Here is a 16,305-nt window from a genome sequence, read left to right as displayed (position 1 = left end):
ACATCCGGCACGTGTCAATTGAGACATCTCATGCTACATGTATCTATTTTGATCGGGTAGCGGATACATTTGCCCCATGACGGACAAACCCACACGCCTGGAATGCACTGCGACCGAGGGTGGCGCTGAGCTGGCGATCATCACCATCGCTCATCCGCCGCTGAACCTGTTCGACATGGCCCTGATGGAATCGCTGGCCGCCGACATCGACGAGCTGACCGCCGCCCCGCCGCGCGCGCTGCTGCTGCGCGCCGAGGGCAAACTGGTCTCCGGCGGGGTCGACGTGCACGAGTTCGACGGGCTGTCCGTCGAGCAGGGAACCGAGCTGTGGCGCAAGCTGTTCAGGCTCGCCCAGGGCATCGAGGCGCTGCCGTGCCCGGTGGTGTTCGCCGCACACGGCCTGACCCTCACCGCGGCCTTCGAGATCGCGCTGGCGTGCGACATCATCCTGGCCGCGCCGAAGGCGAAGTTCGGCCTGGTCGAGACGGTCGTCGGGCTGACCCCCTCGATGGGCGGGCCGCAGCGCCTGGCCGAACGCGCCGGATCGGGCCGAGCACGGGAATTCGTGATGACCGGCGATCTCTACGACGCCGCGACCATGGCCGAGTGGGGCGTGGTCAATGCCGTGCACGAGGACGTCGACACCGCCGCCCGCGCCCTGGCCGCCCGGCTGGCCGACGGCCCGACCCGCGCGCACGCGGCGACGAAGGCGATCATCGAGGCGTGGCGCTCCGGCGGTGTGGCGCACGCGGATTCGGTGACGCCGGTGGTCTCGGGTGCGCTGTTCGCGACCGAGGACCTGCGCGGCGCGGTACGCAGCTTCCTGGAGGTGGGCCCCGGGAAGGCGACCTACTCCGGGCGCTGAGTCCCACGGGGACACGTTTGCGGACAATCAGCCCACGACTGTGAGGTGCGTCATATAGTCACTGGTGCCGCCCGGATCGAGGCACTCGGAGGGACTGATGTCGCAGCTGGTCGAATATCCGCAGACGCGAAATCCGTGGAGCGGCAACCCCGTTGCGCGCGGCGCCGACGGCGTGCTGCGCTACGGCAACCTCAATCCGGCGCTCACCGAACTCCTGGACGTGCAGGTGCACGCGTTCTCCACCCGCGAGGCCGTGGTGGAGATCGGCGGGCCGCGACTGACCTATCGCCAGCTGTGGCACAGCGCCTCCCGGATCGCGGGCGGGCTGCAGGACCACGGCATCGGCTACGGCGACCGGGTCGCGGTACGCATGCCCGTCGGTGCGCGCTGGGTGCAGGCGTTCCTGGGTGCGCTGCTGTCCGGCGCCGTGCCGGTGCTGGTGCCCGACGGGCTGCCCGATGCGCTCGCCGCGCAGGTGCTGCACGACAGCTCCGCGGATTTCGTCCTGGACGCCGCGAACGAGCTACCCGACGGCGCCGCCTTCATCGACGACGGCGCGTCCCTGAGCGAAATGGCGCTGCTGTGCTACACCAGCGGCGCGGTGTCCCGGGGCGTCGAGCTGACCAACGAGAATCTGCTCTCGGCGGTGCGCTCGATGGTGGGCGCGCTCGACCTGCCCACCGACGGGCTGCGCAATCTGGTGCTGCTGCCGCTGGCCCATGCCAGCGGCAGCGTGGATCAGATGCTGCCGACCTTCGCCGTCGGCGGCACGGTGGTGCTGGCCGGCGATCCGGCGCTGATCGCGGAAACCATTGTCGCCGAACGCGTCGACACCATCTCCGCGACGCCGCGCATCTTCGCCGGACTGCTGCCGGACCTGGCCGGGCTGCGCGCCGACGGCGTGCGGCAGGTGTGCAGCGCCGGGCATCGCGCCGAACTGGCCGCTACCGATCCGAGCACCTGCGAGGTCGTGGCCGCCGCGCTGCGCGAGGTGTTCCCGCTGGCCCGGCAGTGGTCGGTATGGGGCGCGACCGAGACCAGCGGGATCGGCCTGGCCCTGGCCGACAACGGCGAACCGCACCACCGCGATCTGCTCGGACTCCCCTTCGGCGGCACGGAATTGGCGCTGTGGGGTCCCCGCGCCCGCTCGGGTCACGGCGAATTGCTCTGCCGCGGACCGAATGTCACGCGCCGCTACTGGAACGATCCGCAGACCACCGAATCTCGTTTCACCGGAACCTGGTTCCACACCGGCAACCAGGTCGACATCGACCAGGACGGGCTGGTCCACCGCGCCGAATAGCGGCGCCACCGAATCGGCGGGGACTTACACCGTCGTCGGCCCCGGCGCGGACCCCACCGGGCACCGAACTTCTCGCCGATGCCGGTCAGGCAGGCGCTCCGGCGTACGTCCCGAAGCTCCAGTGCACGCCCTCGGGGTCGCGGCAGCTGAATTCACGCGAACCGTAGTCCTGATCGCAGAGCTCGCGGGTGATGGTGGCGCCGGCCGCCTTCGCACGCTCGTAGAGTGCGTCCGGGTCGTCGATGACGATGTAGACCGAGCCCGTCCCCGGCGGCAGGCCCGCGAGCACCGAATCCTCACGCACCGAGCCGAGCATGATGCCCCCGCCGCGCGGGAATGCGAGCTCGGCGTGATCGACGACGGGACCGCTCTCGGGATAGCGGACGCGCTGTACGAAACCGAAGGCGCGCTCGAGGAAGTCGATCGCGGCGACGGCATCGCGATAGCGGAATGCCGGCCATACCACCGTGCCGCCCGGCTGCCGGGCCGTCTCAGTAGTTGTTGCGGACGTGCTGGTCTGGGTTGTCTCTGTCATGACTGCCACCTTCCAACAGCTCGGGATCGAGATCTTGGACGAATGGGAACTCCTCGAGGGCCAGCCAGCGCGAGGGCGGCATCCCGGCCATCTCGCGCCACTCGCGGGCCATGTGGGCCTGGTCGTAGTAGCCGCTCGCGACGGCCACGTCGGCGAGCGTCGCGCCGGGCCGCGGAGAGGTCGCGACCACGCGCAGCCGCCGATGCGAGGCCTCGAAACGGGCCAGGCGCACCGCATCCTTGGGCGTGATGCCGAATTCGGCGCCGAAGCGCGCGGCGAGATGCCTTCTGCTCCAGCCGATCTCATCGGCCACCTCGGCGACCCGGGCGCCCGGCGCGGTGAGCATGCGCCACGCCTGGGCCAGCCCGGCCTCGATCTGCGCCTGCCGGACCGCACCCAGCAGCACCTCGTCGAGTATCGCGAATCTCCCGGGCCAGTTCGGTGTGGCCGCCAGCCGCTCGCGCATGTCCCGCACCCGCGGGCCGAGCAGATCGCCCAGATCGACCAGCCAGGACCCCAGTTCGGCGGTGGGGGCGCCGAACAGCGCCCGCGAGCCGAGCGGCGTCAGGGCCAGCTGGATGCCGTGCTGGTAGCCGCGGTGCGCGATGGTCGCCGGGTGGATGGTGAGGCCGCTGGCCAGGGCGTCCCAGGTGCCGCCGGGCTGGCCGGGCTGTGAGGACACCGGTACCGCGATCGGCTCATCGATCGTGATGATGACGGTGAGCGTGGTGGCGGGCATCCCGACATGGATGCCCGGTGCGAATCCACACAGCAGATAGCCGCTGTACGAGTGCACGAAGGGCCGCAGCAGCGGATCGGGAAGCCCCCGGCATCCCCTGGAAACGCCGTGCTCCAGACGGTCCCGCCCGGACACGCGGTATGCGGTTGGTTCGCTCGCAAGCTCACCCATGGCCCTACGGTAGCCCCGGGTACCGACAACGTCGACGGTCGGCGGCGTCGCGCGGGGCACCATTACACTCGGCCCGGACGAGAGGGGTGAAAAGTGCCGCTATTCAAGACCGGTGTGGAGAAGACGGTGCGATCGCTGCTGGACGACGGCGCGCGGCTGCAGGCGCCCGCGGTCACGAAGTACGTGGACCGGTTCCGGCGCTCCCACCCCGGCGAATCACCCGCCCAGATCGTCGAGCGGCTCGAAAAGATGTACCTGACCACGGTGACCGGCAGCGGTACGGCGGTCGGCGCCACCGCCGCGGTGCCCGCGATCGGCACGCTCGCCTCCCTGGCCGCGGTCAGCGCGGAGACCATGTTCTTCCTGGAGGCCTCGGCGGTGTTCACCCTCGCCGTGGCGAGCGTGCACGGCATCGCCCCCGACGACGCCGAGCGCCGCCGCGCGCTGGTGCTGGCCGTGGTGCTCGGTGAGAGCGGGATGCAGATCGTGGAGAAGAACGTCGGGCATTCGGCGAAGAACTGGGGCACCCTGCTCGCCGGGCGCATCCCCGGCATCACCGCCCTCAACGATGCGCTGATGAAGCGGTTCGTGCTGCGCTTCCTGGCCGAGCGCAGCCCGCTGATGTTCGGCAAGGTCCTGCCCGCCGGAATCGGCGCGGCCATCGGCGGTTTCGGCAACCGCACGCTCGGCAAGCGCACGATCGCCAACGCGCGCGGGGCATTCGGCCCGGCCCCGCTCGCGTGGCCGACGCCGCTGGTCATCGACGCGGATCCCCTGCCCGCCCTGGACAATCGAAAGATACAGTAATGAGTCCCGCACGGCCGCTTGCCTTTTCCGTCTCCGGGCTCACCCAGGAATTCGACGGTGTGACAGTGCTGCGCGGGGTCGGTTTCTCGGTGCCGATCGGCACCACGGCCGCGCTGGTCGGGCCGCCCGGATCGGGCAAATCCACCCTTGTGGAGATCCTGCTCGGACAGGCCCGGCCCACCTCCGGGACGGTGTCGATCGGCGGCACCGGCTCCGAGGCGGGCAGCGGCCGCTCGCTCGGCGCCCTGCTGCAGCCGCGCGGGCTGCATCCGGCGCGCACCGTCCGCTGGCACCTGCGTGTCTATGCCGCGGCGGCGGGCATCCCCGACGACGAGGTGGACGCCGTCCTGGCCACCACCCGCCTCGACCCGGCCGCGGACACCAAGGCCCAGGCCCTGACGCCGAGCATGCAGGCCAGGCTGGCGCTGGGGATAGCGCTGCTCGGCAATCCCCGGTTCCTGATCCTCGACGATCCGCTCACCGGGCTGGATGCCGCCGAACGCGCCTGGCTGTCCGACCACCTGCACCGGCACGCCCGCCGCGGCGGCGCCACGCTGCTCACGGCGCAAAGCCTGTCGGCCGTGCTGCCGGTGGCCGACAACCTGATCGTGCTGAGCCGGGGGTCGGTGGTGTATCAGGGCAGTCCACGCTCGCTGCGGCGCAGCCACCCCGACCGCCTGGTGGTCGCCGCGTCGAGCCCGATCGCGCTGGCCACCATGCTCGCCGCGGAGGGATTCACCGACGCGGTGATGCGCTCGGACGGGCGGCTGGCGATCGCGGAGGCCACCCGCTCCGAGATCGAATCCGCCGCCGGGCGGGCCCGGGTGCGGCTGACCGAGGTGATCCCCGAACCCGTGCACCCCGATCGTGTGCTGGCCGCGCTCACCGGATCCACCCCGGCGCCCACCAGAACCGCTCCGATGTCGTATGGGATGCCGCGATGAACCTCACCATGCCCGCCCTCCCCACCGTGCCGGTCCCCGTGCGCCGGGCCGCACGGTCCGAGATCCGCCGGATCAGCACCCGGCGATCGGGGTGGGTTCTCGTAGCGGTCTGCGGGGTGATCGGCCTGGTTACCACGCTGCTGAGCGCCCAGGTCGGCAGCGGTCCGCAGTCCAGTGGGCAGATCGCCACCGGAACCGCGACCGTCGGGCTGTATCTCGCGCTGCTGGTGGCCATCGTGGCGTCCGCGGTGACCGGAGCCCTGAGCACCGGTGCGGAGTACCGGTACGAAAGCATGCCGCTGACCGCGCTGTTCATTCCGGATCGCGATGTGTTGTTCGGCGCGAAACTCGGTGTGGCGGCTGCCTATTCGCTGTTGTTGGGGCTGTCCGCGGAGATCGGCGCCGCACTCGGCCTGGCCGCGCTGGGCCGGGACAAGATCCAGTTCGGGCCGCAGCTGGTGGGCGCGTTCGGCGGCGGGCTGCTCGCTGCGGTGTGCTGGGGCGTGATCGGTGCGAGCCTGGGCCTGCTGGTTCGCTCCACCGCCATTGCCGTCACGGCCGTGATCGGCTGGTGTATCGTCGCCGAACCCCTGATCTGGCTCGTCGCGAGGGGCGTGGGAATCCCGGGTTTCGCTGTGCTGCTTCCCGATTCGGCCACCATCGGCGCGGTCGCCGTCGGATCCTTCAGCCGCAGCCCGTTCTTCGCCCCCAGCGCCGCGTCAGCGGTGGTGCTGATCCTGTGGACCGCCGCCGCGGGCTTCGCCGCCTGGTGGTACCTGCGCAAGCGCGAGTTCTAGAACTCCCGCACCCGGCAATTCAGGCGTCGAGCCTGCGGGTGCCGGGGATATGGCTCAGGCCCCACTGCACCATCGCGTCCAGTATCGAGTCCAGGGCACGCCCCTTGTCGGTCAGGCGGTAGGAGTAGCGGGGCGGGTTGTCCTGGTACGCGGTGCGGGTCAGGATGCCGGCCTCCTCGAGTTTGCGGAGGCGGTCGGCCAGGGTGTTGGTGGGGATCTGCTCCCCGGCGAGCATGAAGTCGCCGTAGCGGAGTTCGCCCCTGATCAGCAGGTCGCGCACGATCAGCAGCGACCATCGGTCGCCCAGGATGTCGAGCGTTCCGGCGATCGCACACTCCGACCGCGGTTTCTTCGTCATGGAACCTCCTGAAGTCACTTGCATATTTAAAGTTACCACTCCAGAGTGACTTTAAAATTGCAAGTCACTACGGAGGCTTCCCATGACCGCATCCCTCGTCGCCCCGTCCCTGACCGCCCGCCGCACCCCGGCGCTGCTCTCCGCGCTGGTCGCTGCCTGGCTGACCCTTGCCATCGTCCTGAGCGCCGCCGGGGTGTTCCGCGGCCCGGTGTCCAGCCCGCCCATCGCGCTCGGAATCTTCAGCGCCGGACCGCCTCTGGCGATTCTCGCGCTGTTGCTCACCTCGGATCGCGTCAGGTCCTGGGCGCGGCAGGCCGATCTGCGGGTGCTGACTCAGCTCCAGATGCTGCGCGTGGCCGGATTCACCCTGCTGGTCCTGGGCGTGATGGGCTCCCTGCCCCGCTCGTTCGCGCTCCCCGCGGGTATCGGCGACGTCATCGTCGCGCTCACCGCGCCGCTGGTCGCCACCTTCGTGCTCGGCACCAGCCGCCGCTGGATCTTCGTGGCCTGGACCGCATTCGGCATATTCGACCTGATCAACGCGGTCACACTGGGAATCCTCAACACGGACTCCTCGATCGGACTCCTCACCCACGGAGCGAATTCGAACGCCATGGGCTCCCTGCCCCTGAGCCTGATCCCGGTGTTCGGCGTTCCGTTCACGATGATCCTGCACCTGTTGTCGCTGCCCCACCTGCGCCGCTGGAACGCCTGACAACTCTGCCCCGCCGACAGCCGCTCGTCGGAGTCATGGATCCAGCCATGACTCCGGCGGGCATTTCCGCACGCGGGTGACCATTCACCGCGCGGCGCCGCCGAGTTCCCTGTCGAGTTCGGCGCTGTATTTCGCGCAGGGTGCACCGCGCGGGGGCGGATCGGTGGGAACCGGAACAACGCCCGGGTTCGAATTTCTCGGCGGTGTCATGAACCCGATGCCGCCGCCGGGCGGTCGGGCGAGCTTCGGACCGGCCGGACTTGTCGGTTCCGGTCGGTAATGTCGATGGGTGATGAGGGTGATCGGCGCGAGCGGGGGCAACGTGGAGGAGACCGGCCAGGGCGGATGGTTACGGCGGCTGTGGGTGGCGTGCTGCACGCGGCCGGGGCTGCTGTCCGGAGTGATTGCCGTACTCGTGGCGGGGGCGGTGGCCGAGGTGGCGGTGCCGGTCGCAGCCAAGCAGGCGCTCGATCGGGCGCGGGTGGGCGATGTGCACGCCATCGCGGCCATCACCGGGGTGTTGGTGGTGCTGGCGGTCGTGCGGTTCGGGACCTCTATCGGGCGGCGGTGGCTGGCGGGGCAGCTGGCGCTGGATGTGCAGCACGACGTGCGGGTGGCGCTGCTGACGGCGCTGCACCGGTACGACGGGCGGGGCCAGGACGGGGTGCGGACCGGGCAGGTGGTGTCGCGGTCCATCTCGGATCTGCAGATGGTGCAGGGGTTTCTGGCGATGGCGCCGATGTCGGCCATGCAGCTGCTGCTGGCGGTGCTGGCCGCGGTTGTCATGCTGGTGCTGTCGCCGCCGCTCGCGCTGGTCTCGCTGCTCACCGTCCCCGCCCTGATCCTGGTCGTATACCGGGTCCGGCCGCGGCTGCACGCGGCGACCTGGTCGGCGCAGCAGCGGGCGGCCGATGTGGCCCAGCACGTGGAGGAGACCGTCACCGGGGTGCGGGTGGTCAAGGGGTTCGGGCAGGAGGCCCGGATGGTGCGCGTCCTGGAACGGCATGCGCGCACGCTCTACGGCGAGCGGATGCGCGCGGCCCGCATCAACTCCTGGTTCTCCCCCACCGTCGCCGCGATTCCGCAGCTCGGCATGGTCGCGGTGATCGCGCTGGGCGGCGCCTTCGCGCTGCACGGCACGATCGGCGTCGGCACCTTCCTGGCGTTCGCGGCGTACGTCACCATGCTCGCGGGCAGCACGCGGGTCGTGGCGAGCGTCATCGTGATGGCCCAGCTCACCCGGGCCGCCGCCGAGCGAGTGTTCGCGGTGATCGACGAGGCACCCGACACCGTCGACCCGCCCTCCCCGCAGCCGGTGCCGGAGGGGCCGCTCGGCATCGAGATCGACTCGCTCACCTTCGGATTCGATCCCGGCCGTCCCGTGCTGCACGATTTCGACCTGACCGTGCGCCCCGGCGAGACCGTAGCGATCATCGGGCCCGCCGGCTCGGGCAAGTCCACGCTCGCCCTGCTGCTCCCGCGCTTCTACTCCCCCGACGCCGGGCGGATCACGTTGCGGGGCGCGAACGGCGAGGCCGACATCGCGCGGGTGCGCGCGGCCGAGCTCCGCGCCGCGATCGGGGTCGTCTTCGACGAACCGTTCCTGTACTCCGACACGGTCGCGGCCAATATCGCGCTCGGCCACCCCGATGCCACGGCACAGCAGATCCGGCACGCCGCCGAGCAGGCCGCCGCGCACGAGTTCATCACCGCCCTGCCCGAGGGCTACGACACCGTGGTGGGCGAGCGCGGCCTAACCCTCTCCGGCGGCCAGCGCCAGCGCCTGGCCCTGGCCCGCGCCCTGCTGGCCGATCCGCGCATCCTGATCCTCGACGACGCCACCTCCGCCGTCGACGCCGTCACCGAGGCCGCCATCTTCGATGCGCTCCCCAGCGACAGCGGCCGCACCACCGTCATCCTGGCCCACCGCGAATCCACCCTCGCGCACGCCGATCGCGTCATCCGCCTGCCGGAGCCGGATCGGGAGCAGGTCGCCGATCTCTGGCCCGACACCGACCAAACCCCTACCGCTGCAATCCATCCGGCGGCAGTCACGGCCGGCAACGGCCGCGGCACGATCGAGATGTTGCCCATCTCCGCGCAACCTTCCACCGAAGGCGCCGCACCGCAACGACTTCCGGCGCCGGGCGATACCGTGGCCCTGCGGGAGCCCGCGAGCATCGCCGACTCCGACATCCCGCCGGAGATCCGCGACTCGCTCGCGCGGCTCCCCGCCGCCGCCGAACTCCCCGGCGGCGACATCCGCGAACTCGAGCGCCCCGATCCGCACTTCCGGCTGCTGCGGCTGCTGCATCCGGTGCGCTGGCTGCTGGCTGCGGTCGTGACGCTGCTGGCCCTGGACGGGGCGATCGGTGTGGCCTTCCCCGCGCTGACCCGTTACGCGCTGGACCGCGGCGTATCGGCACACAGCGGGGCGGCGCTGGCCGGCGCGGCGCTGGGAGCGCTGGTCCTGGCGGGCCTGAGCTGGCTGGACGAGTCGATCGGCACGATGCTGTCCGCGCGCGGGGGCGAGCGGATGCTCTACGGTCTGCGGATCCGCAGCTACGCCCACCTGCAGCGGCTCGGGCTCGACTTCTACGAGCGCGAGTTGTCCGGCCGGATCATGACCCGGATGACGACGGACATCGATGCGATGTCGACCTTCCTGCAGACCGGCCTGGGCACCGCGCTGATCGGCGTCGCCACCGCGGTGGGAGTCCTGGTGGCGTTGGTGATCTGCGATGCCGGGCTCGCGCTGGTGATCTTCGTGGCGCTGCCGCCGCTGATCATCGCGACGCTGGTCTTCCGCAAGATCTCGGCGTCGGCATACTCCGCCTCCCGGGAGCGCGTCGCCACCGTGAACGCCGACTTCCAGGAGAACATCGCCGGGCTGCGCACCACCCAGGCCTACCGCTCCGAGCCGCACGCCCAGGGGCGCTTCACCGGATATTCCGATGCCTATCGCCACACCCGGATGCGGGCGCAGAAGGCGATCGCGGTGTATTTCGGCTTCATCGTCGCCTGGGCCGACCTCGCGCAGGCCGTCGTGGTGTACCTCGGCGCCCGCGATATCGCGCACGGGGTCACCACCGCGGGCACGCTGGTCGCCTTCATCCTCTACCTGGGCCTGTTGATCAACCCGATCGTGCAGCTGTCGCAGGTGTTCGACGGCTATCAGCAGGCGCGCGTGGGCCTGAAACGGATCGAAACCCTGTTGCGCACGCCGTCGTCCATCGAGCCGGATCCGCCGCGGGAGCGCGCCGCGGCCGCCGTGCGGGGCGCGGCGGATGTGGAATTCGACACAGTCCACTTCCGATATCCGGATGCCCCGGCCGAGGCCCTGAGCGGCGTGCGCCTGCACATTCCGGCCGGTTCCAGCCTGGCGCTGGTCGGCGAGACCGGCGCGGGCAAGTCCACGATCGTGAAACTCCTCGCACGCCTTTACGATCTGCCACGCGAGGATCCCGCCCCGCATCCCACCGGCGCAATCATGGTCGACGGAGCCGACGTGCGCGACTACCGCCTCGCCGACTACCGCGCCCGCCTGGGCGTCGTCCCGCAGGAGGCGCACCTGTTCACCGGCGATGTCGCGAGCAATATCGCCTTCGGCCGGCCCACCGCCACTCCCGCCCAGGTCGAGCGGGCCGCCGACACGGTCGGCGCCCTGGAGATGATCGCCGGGTTACCGGGCGGGATGCGGCAGCCCGTCGGCGAGGGCGGGCGCGGGCTGTCCGCCGGGCAGCGCCAGCTGATCGCGCTCGCCCGCGCCGAGTTGGTCGGTCCCGACCTACTGCTGCTCGACGAGGCCACCGCCGTGCTCGATCCGGTCAGCGAGGAGAAGGTGCTGGCCGCGAGCACCGCCATGACCCACGGGCGCACCGCGGTGATCGTCGCGCACCGGCTCGCGACGGCGGCGCGCGCCGACCGCATCGCCGTCGTCGCGGACGGCCGGATCGCTGAAATCGGCACGCACGCAGAGCTGGTCGAGGCGGGCGGCATCTACACCCGGTTGTGGGAGGCCGCGGGTGCAAGTGAAGGAATATTCTCGACCTAGGACTCGTCGTCATAAAGGTGGTCGGTCAGTCCGGCGATTCCGGCACCCGTCAGGGTTTGCCGACGGGGTGCGGGGCCGCGACGGGTCGAGAAGAGGCAACGTGTGTAAACAGACAACGAACCACGGGTACCACCGTGCGGCGTCATTTCACCCAGGGGCCTATCCTCAGAAAGGGCGCATCGGCGCGCATCTTGCCGATACCCGTGCCGGGCACGTCACAAACGTCGCAGCGCGAAGAACGAAATGAGGCGAACACCTGCTGTGAGCAGCTCAACATCCCAGTTCGGACAGAACCAGTGGCTCGTGGACGAGATGTACCAGAAGTACAAGCAAGACCCCTCGTCCGTAGATGAGAGCTGGCATGAATTCCTGGCCGACTACACGCCGGAGACCCCGGCCGACTCCGGCAACGGAACCGTTGCCACGGCGACAGCTGCCGCCGCTTCCGCTCCCGCCGCCGTCGCTGCCCCCGCGCCCGCCCCTGTCCCGGCCCCGGCCGCTCCAGTGACGCCCGCGCCGGCACCGGCTCCGGCCGCCGCCCCACCGGCGGCGCCCAAGGTGACCGCCGCGGCCTCGGCCGCCGCCGCGCCGCCCGCGGCCCGCGCGCCGCAGACCACCCCGGCCCCGGCCTCGAACGCGCCGGCTCCGGCCGCCGCGGCCGAGCCCGCGACCGACACCTCCCAGGTGCTGCGTGGCCCCGCCGCCGCGATCGTGAAGAACATGTCGGCGTCGCTGACCATCCCGACCGCCACCAGCGTGCGCGCCATCCCCGCGAAGCTGATGATCGACAACCGGCTGGTCATCAACAACCACCTGGCCCGCACCCGCGGCGGCAAGATCTCCTTCACCCACCTGCTGGGCTACGCGATCGTGCAGGGTGTCAAGGCCTTCCCGAACATGAACCGGCACTACGCCGAGGTCGATGGGAAGCCGAACGCGGTCACTCCCGCGCACACCAACCTCGGCCTGGCCATTGATCTGCAGGGCAAGAACGGCCAGCGCACGCTCGTCGTTGCGGCCATCAAGAACTGCGAGTCGATGAACTTCGCGCAGTTCCACAGCGCCTACGAGGATGTCGTGCGGCGCGCCCGCGACGGCAAGCTGACCGCCGAGGACTTCGCGGGCGTCACCATCTCGCTGACCAACCCGGGCACCATCGGCACCGTGCACTCCGTGCCGCGGCTGATGCCGGGGCAGGGCACGATCGTGGGCGCGGGCGCCATGGAGTACCCGGCCGAGTTCCAGGGCATGAGCGATCAGCAGCTGGCCGAGATGGGCATCGGCAAGCTGATGACCCTCACCTCCACCTACGATCACCGCATCATCCAGGGCGCGGAATCCGGCGACTTCCTGCGGACCATCCACAACCTGCTGATCTCCGACGAGCTCTTCGACGAGATCTTCCACGGCATGGGTGTGCCCTACGAGCCGGTGCGCTGGCGCAAGGACATCAAGGAGCGGGGGGTCGACAAGAGCGTCCGCGTCCAGGAACTCATCGCCGCCTACCGCAACCACGGCCACCTGATGGCCGACACCGATCCGCTGCGCCTGGTCAAGGACAAGTTCCGCAGCCACCCGGACCTGGACGTCACCCAGCACGGCCTGACGCTGTGGGACCTGGACCGCGAATTCAACGTCGCGGGCTTCCACGGCCAGGAGCGGATGAAGCTGCGCGATGTGCTGTCCATCCTGCGCGATGCCTACTGCCGCCACATCGGCGTCGAGTACACCCACATCCTCGATCGCGAGCAGCTGCGCTGGATCCAGGACCGGGTCGAGCAGAAGCACGCGAAGCCGACCGTCGCCGAGCAGAAGTACATCCTGTCCCGGCTCAACGCGGCCGAGGCCTTCGAGACCTTCCTGCAGACCAAGTACGTCGGTCAGAAGCGCTTCTCGCTCGAGGGCGCCGAGGCCGTCATCCCGATGATGGACTCGATGATCGACCAGTGCGCCGAGAAGGCCCTGGACGAGGTCGTCATCGGCATGCCGCACCGCGGCCGCCTGAACGTGCTGGCCAATATCGTGGGTAAGCCCTACTCGAAGATCTTCACCGAGTTCGAGGGCAACATGAACCCGGCCGCCACCCACGGCTCGGGCGATGTGAAGTACCACCTCGGCGCGCACGGCACCTACATCCAGATGTTCGGCGACAACGATATCCAGGTCTCGCTGACGGCCAACCCGTCCCACCTCGAGGCCGTCGACCCGGTGCTGGAGGGTCTGGTCCGGGCCAAGCAGGACCTGCTCACCAAGGAAGATCTGATCACCAAGGGCGAGGAGGCGCGCTCCTTCTCGGTCGTGCCGCTGATGATGCACGGTGACGCGGCCTTCGCCGGCCAGGGTGTGGTCGCCGAGACGCTGAACATGTCGGGCCTGCGCGGTTACCGCGTCGGCGGCACCCTGCACATCGTGGTGAACAACCAGATCGGCTTCACCACCGCGCCGGAGTACAGCCGCTCGACCGAGTACTGCACCGATATCGCCAAGTTCATCGGCGCGCCGGTCTTCCACGTGAACGGCGACGATCCCGAGGCCTGCGACTGGGTGGCTCGCCTGGCGGTCGACTACCGCGAGCGGTTCCACAAGGACGTCGTGATCGACCTGATCTGCTACCGCCGCCGCGGCCACAACGAGGGCGACGACCCGTCGATGACCCAGCCGTACATGTACGACGTCATCGACACCAAGCGCAGCGTCCGCAAGTCCTACACCGAGGCCCTGATCGGCCGTGGTGACATCTCCATGAAGGAGGCCGAGGACGCGCTGCGAGACTTCCAGGGTCAGCTGGAGCGGGTCTTCAATGAGGTTCGCGAGCTGGAGAAGTACCCGCCGGAGCCGAGCGAATCGGTCGAGGAGGAGCAGACCGTTCCGGGCACGGTCGTCACGGCCGTGGACAAGACGGTGCTGCAGCGCATCGGTGACGCGTTCCTGAACGTGCCCGAGGGCTTCAACGTGCATCCGCGCGTCAAGCCGGTGCTCGAGCGCCGCCGCGAGATGGCGTACGAGGGCAAGGTCGACTGGGCCTTCGCCGAGCTGCTGGCCTTCGGTTCGCTGATCGACGAGGGCCGCGCGGTGCGCCTGACGGGTCAGGATTCCCGCCGCGGCACCTTCACCCAGCGGCACTCGGTGATCATCGACCGCAAGACGGGTGCGGAGTACACCCCGCTGCACAACATCGGCAGCGCCGCGCCGGGCTGGTTCGCGGTGCACGATTCGGCGTTGTCCGAGTACGCCGCGGTCGGCTTCGAATACGGCTACTCCCTGGGTAATCCGGACGCGCTGGTGCTGTGGGAGGCGCAGTTCGGTGACTTCGTCAACGGCGCGCAGTCGATCATCGACGAGTTCATCTCCTCCGGTGAGGCCAAATGGGGCCAGCTCTCGGAGGTCGTGCTGCTGCTGCCGCACGGCCACGAGGGCCAGGGCCCGGACCACACCTCGGGCCGCATCGAGCGGTTCCTGCAGCTGTGCGCCGAGGGTTCGATGACGGTAGCCGTTCCCTCCACCCCGTCGAACTACTTCCATCTGCTGCGTCGCCACGCGCTGGACGGCATTCGCCGCCCGCTGATCGTCTTCACCCCGAAGTCGATGCTGCGCAACAAGGCCGTGGTCTCCAATATCGAGGACTTCACCGACACCAAGTTCCGCTCGGTGCTCGAGGAGCCCACCTACGAGAGCGGCGACGGCGACCGCAGCAAGGTCAAGCGGATCCTGCTGACCAGCGGCAAGCTCTACCACGAGCTGGTCGCGGAGAAGGGCAAGAAGGGCCGCGACGACGTCGCCATCGTGCGCATCGAGCAGCTGTACCCGATCCCGGGCTACCGGCTGAACGAGAAGCTGTCGACCTACCCGAACGCCACCGATATCGCGTGGGTGCAGGAGGAGCCGGCGAACCAGGGTGCCTGGCCGTTCTTCGGCCTGAACCTGCCGGAGATCCTGCCGGACCGGTTCACCCGCCTGCGCCGGATCTCGCGCCGCGCGATGTCGGCCCCGTCCTCGGGTTCGTCGAAGGTGCACGCGGTCGAGCAGGCCGAGATCGTCGCGGAGGCGTTCGCGCCGACGGTCTAACCGAACCCCTCCCGGGCACTGTGCCCGGGTAGACACGGTCACTGCGCCGGGTCGAAGCCGCTCCCCGCGGAGCGCTTCGGCCCGGCGCAGTCGTATGTCCGGCACCGCCCTCGCACCTGTGATGGTGGCCATCACCCCTTGTGCCCTACTGTTCCACGTCGTATATTCGGCGTGGAATATTTCTAGCGGGTTATGTCGTTGGCTATCGCTAGAGTCGCGATGAACCGCAGAGGGAGTGAGTGTGATGACCAAGCAGCCGAGTGCCACGCTGACGCCACTGGCGATGTCGGCGCTCGCGCTGCTCGAGGAGCGGCCGATGCATCCGTACGAGATGTACCAGCTGCTGCTGCAGCGCCGGGAGGACTACATCGTCAAGATCCGGCCCGGCTCGCTGTATCACACCGTCACCCGCCTGGCCGAGCAGAATCTGGTGCACGCCGAGGGCACGAATCGGGCCGGCAACCGGCCCGAGCGCACCACCTACGGCATCACCGAGGCCGGCCGCACCGCACTGCGCACCCGCATCGCCGAGATCCTGCGCAAGCCCGTCAACGAATATCCGATCTTCCCGGTGGCCATGTCCGAGGCGCACGATCTGCCCGCGGGCGAGGTGATCGCGCTGCTCACCGAGCGCATCGGCTGGCTGGACACCCATATCGCCGAGATGGACGCCGTGCTGGCCTTCCTGCCCGTCAAGGGGGTTCCCCGCCGGTACTGGATGGTCATGGAATACCTACGCGCACAGGCCGATTCCGAGGCCACCTGGCTGCGCCGCATCGTGCGGGAGCTGCGTGACGGCACGCTCGAATGGGAGCAATACACCCCCGAGGGCGTGCGAATTACCGACGCCACCGACGATTTCGGTCCCGACTGGGGCGCGGCCGTCACCGACGACGTGCTCGCCCAACTGCGGAAGGGCGGTGTCCTCCCTGCCGAGCAATGAGGCGAACTC

At 69.6% G+C, this 16,305-nt stretch carries 12 protein-coding genes; 9 read left to right on the top strand and 3 right to left on the bottom strand.

Features of this window, described 5'->3' with window-relative positions:
* The first annotated feature begins 76 nt into the window (after window positions 1–76).
* Window positions 77–865: an enoyl-CoA hydratase/isomerase family protein gene (locus KO481_RS17835; RefSeq protein ID WP_215918275.1), complete on the top strand. Its 789-nt coding sequence runs from the start codon at window positions 77–79 to the stop codon at window positions 863–865.
* A gap of 97 nt (window positions 866–962) precedes the next feature.
* Entirely contained in the window at window positions 963–2,168 is a 1,206-nt protein-coding gene (locus tag KO481_RS17830) for a class I adenylate-forming enzyme family protein (RefSeq protein ID WP_215918274.1), read from the top strand.
* Between the two features lie 85 nt (window positions 2,169–2,253).
* Here KO481_RS17830 and KO481_RS17825 read toward each other — a convergent pair whose 3' ends face one another.
* Complete coding sequence (locus tag KO481_RS17825; protein ID WP_215918273.1) at window positions 2,254–2,703, bottom strand: VOC family protein; 450 nt, start codon at window positions 2,701–2,703, stop codon at window positions 2,254–2,256.
* The gene (locus tag KO481_RS17820) at window positions 2,660–3,613 is read right to left on the bottom strand and encodes a helix-turn-helix domain-containing protein (protein ID WP_215918272.1); all 954 of its coding nucleotides are present in this window, start codon (window positions 3,611–3,613) and stop codon (window positions 2,660–2,662) included. The genes KO481_RS17825 and KO481_RS17820 overlap by 44 nt, the downstream gene beginning before the upstream one ends.
* A gap of 93 nt (window positions 3,614–3,706) precedes the next feature.
* Between KO481_RS17820 and KO481_RS17815 the strand changes: the two genes are divergently transcribed.
* Genes KO481_RS17815 through KO481_RS17805 form a run of 3 tightly spaced genes read left to right on the top strand, consistent with a single transcriptional unit; the run spans window position 3,707 to window position 6,161 of the window.
* Window positions 3,707–4,420, top strand: a complete 714-nt coding sequence (locus KO481_RS17815; protein ID WP_215918271.1) for a hypothetical protein — start codon at window positions 3,707–3,709, stop codon at window positions 4,418–4,420.
* Window positions 4,420–5,364 (top strand): ATP-binding cassette domain-containing protein, encoded by a 945-nt coding sequence (locus KO481_RS17810; protein WP_215918270.1) that lies wholly within the window; start codon window positions 4,420–4,422, stop codon window positions 5,362–5,364. The genes KO481_RS17815 and KO481_RS17810 overlap by 1 nt, the downstream gene beginning before the upstream one ends.
* Window positions 5,361–6,161, top strand: a complete 801-nt coding sequence (locus KO481_RS17805) for an ABC transporter permease (RefSeq protein WP_215918269.1) — start codon at window positions 5,361–5,363, stop codon at window positions 6,159–6,161. Before KO481_RS17810 ends, KO481_RS17805 begins: the two co-directional genes overlap by 4 nt.
* A gap of 19 nt (window positions 6,162–6,180) precedes the next feature.
* Here KO481_RS17805 and KO481_RS17800 read toward each other — a convergent pair whose 3' ends face one another.
* Window positions 6,181–6,519 carry a winged helix-turn-helix transcriptional regulator gene (locus tag KO481_RS17800; protein WP_215918268.1) on the bottom strand — a complete coding sequence of 113 codons (339 nt, stop codon included), beginning with the start codon at window positions 6,517–6,519 and terminating at the stop codon, window positions 6,181–6,183.
* Between the two features lie 82 nt (window positions 6,520–6,601).
* Here KO481_RS17800 and KO481_RS17795 point away from each other — a divergent pair, with 82 nt between their 5' ends.
* The 4 genes from KO481_RS17795 to KO481_RS17780 all read left to right on the top strand — a co-directional run bounded on the left by KO481_RS17795 (window position 6,602) and on the right by KO481_RS17780 (window position 16,296).
* Window positions 6,602–7,234, top strand: coding sequence for a DUF8737 domain-containing protein (locus KO481_RS17795; protein WP_215918267.1), 633 nt, complete (start codon window positions 6,602–6,604; stop codon window positions 7,232–7,234).
* A 292-nt stretch (window positions 7,235–7,526) separates the two neighbouring features.
* Window positions 7,527–11,288, top strand: coding sequence for an ABC transporter ATP-binding protein (locus KO481_RS17790; RefSeq protein ID WP_215918443.1), 3,762 nt, complete (start codon window positions 7,527–7,529; stop codon window positions 11,286–11,288).
* A gap of 243 nt (window positions 11,289–11,531) precedes the next feature.
* Entirely contained in the window at window positions 11,532–15,353 is a 3,822-nt protein-coding gene (locus KO481_RS17785; protein WP_215918266.1) for a multifunctional oxoglutarate decarboxylase/oxoglutarate dehydrogenase thiamine pyrophosphate-binding subunit/dihydrolipoyllysine-residue succinyltransferase subunit, read from the top strand.
* A gap of 244 nt (window positions 15,354–15,597) precedes the next feature.
* On the top strand, window positions 15,598–16,296 hold the full coding sequence (locus KO481_RS17780) for a PadR family transcriptional regulator (protein ID WP_215918265.1): 699 nt from the start codon (window positions 15,598–15,600) through the stop codon (window positions 16,294–16,296).
* Window positions 16,297–16,305 lie beyond the last annotated feature (9 nt).

Origin of the sequence: Nocardia albiluteola (genome assembly GCF_018860155.1) — a bacterium.
In the GTDB taxonomy this organism is placed as follows: Bacteria; Actinomycetota; Actinomycetes; order Mycobacteriales; family Mycobacteriaceae; genus Nocardia; species Nocardia albiluteola.
The sequence above is the reverse complement of the archived record's forward strand: the minus strand, read 5'-3'. Positions and strand labels throughout refer to the sequence as shown.

Coding starts and splice junctions, on each gene's coding strand:
- KO481_RS17805 (WP_215918269.1), top strand. CDS start 5,361: ATGAACCTCACCATGCCCGCCCTCCCCACCGTGCCGGTCCCCGTGCGC.
- KO481_RS17835 (WP_215918275.1), top strand. CDS start 77: ATGACGGACAAACCCACACGCCTGGAATGCACTGCGACCGAGGGTGGC.
- KO481_RS17780 (WP_215918265.1), top strand. CDS start 15,598: ATGACCAAGCAGCCGAGTGCCACGCTGACGCCACTGGCGATGTCGGCG.
- KO481_RS17825 (WP_215918273.1), bottom strand. CDS start 2,703: ATGACAGAGACAACCCAGACCAGCACGTCCGCAACAACTACTGAGACG.
- KO481_RS17820 (WP_215918272.1), bottom strand. CDS start 3,613: ATGGGTGAGCTTGCGAGCGAACCAACCGCATACCGCGTGTCCGGGCGG.
- KO481_RS17785 (WP_215918266.1), top strand. CDS start 11,532: ATGAGGCGAACACCTGCTGTGAGCAGCTCAACATCCCAGTTCGGACAG.
- KO481_RS17795 (WP_215918267.1), top strand. CDS start 6,602: ATGACCGCATCCCTCGTCGCCCCGTCCCTGACCGCCCGCCGCACCCCG.
- KO481_RS17830 (WP_215918274.1), top strand. CDS start 963: ATGTCGCAGCTGGTCGAATATCCGCAGACGCGAAATCCGTGGAGCGGC.
- KO481_RS17810 (WP_215918270.1), top strand. CDS start 4,420: ATGAGTCCCGCACGGCCGCTTGCCTTTTCCGTCTCCGGGCTCACCCAG.
- KO481_RS17800 (WP_215918268.1), bottom strand. CDS start 6,519: ATGACGAAGAAACCGCGGTCGGAGTGTGCGATCGCCGGAACGCTCGAC.
- KO481_RS17790 (WP_215918443.1), top strand. CDS start 7,527: ATGAGGGTGATCGGCGCGAGCGGGGGCAACGTGGAGGAGACCGGCCAG.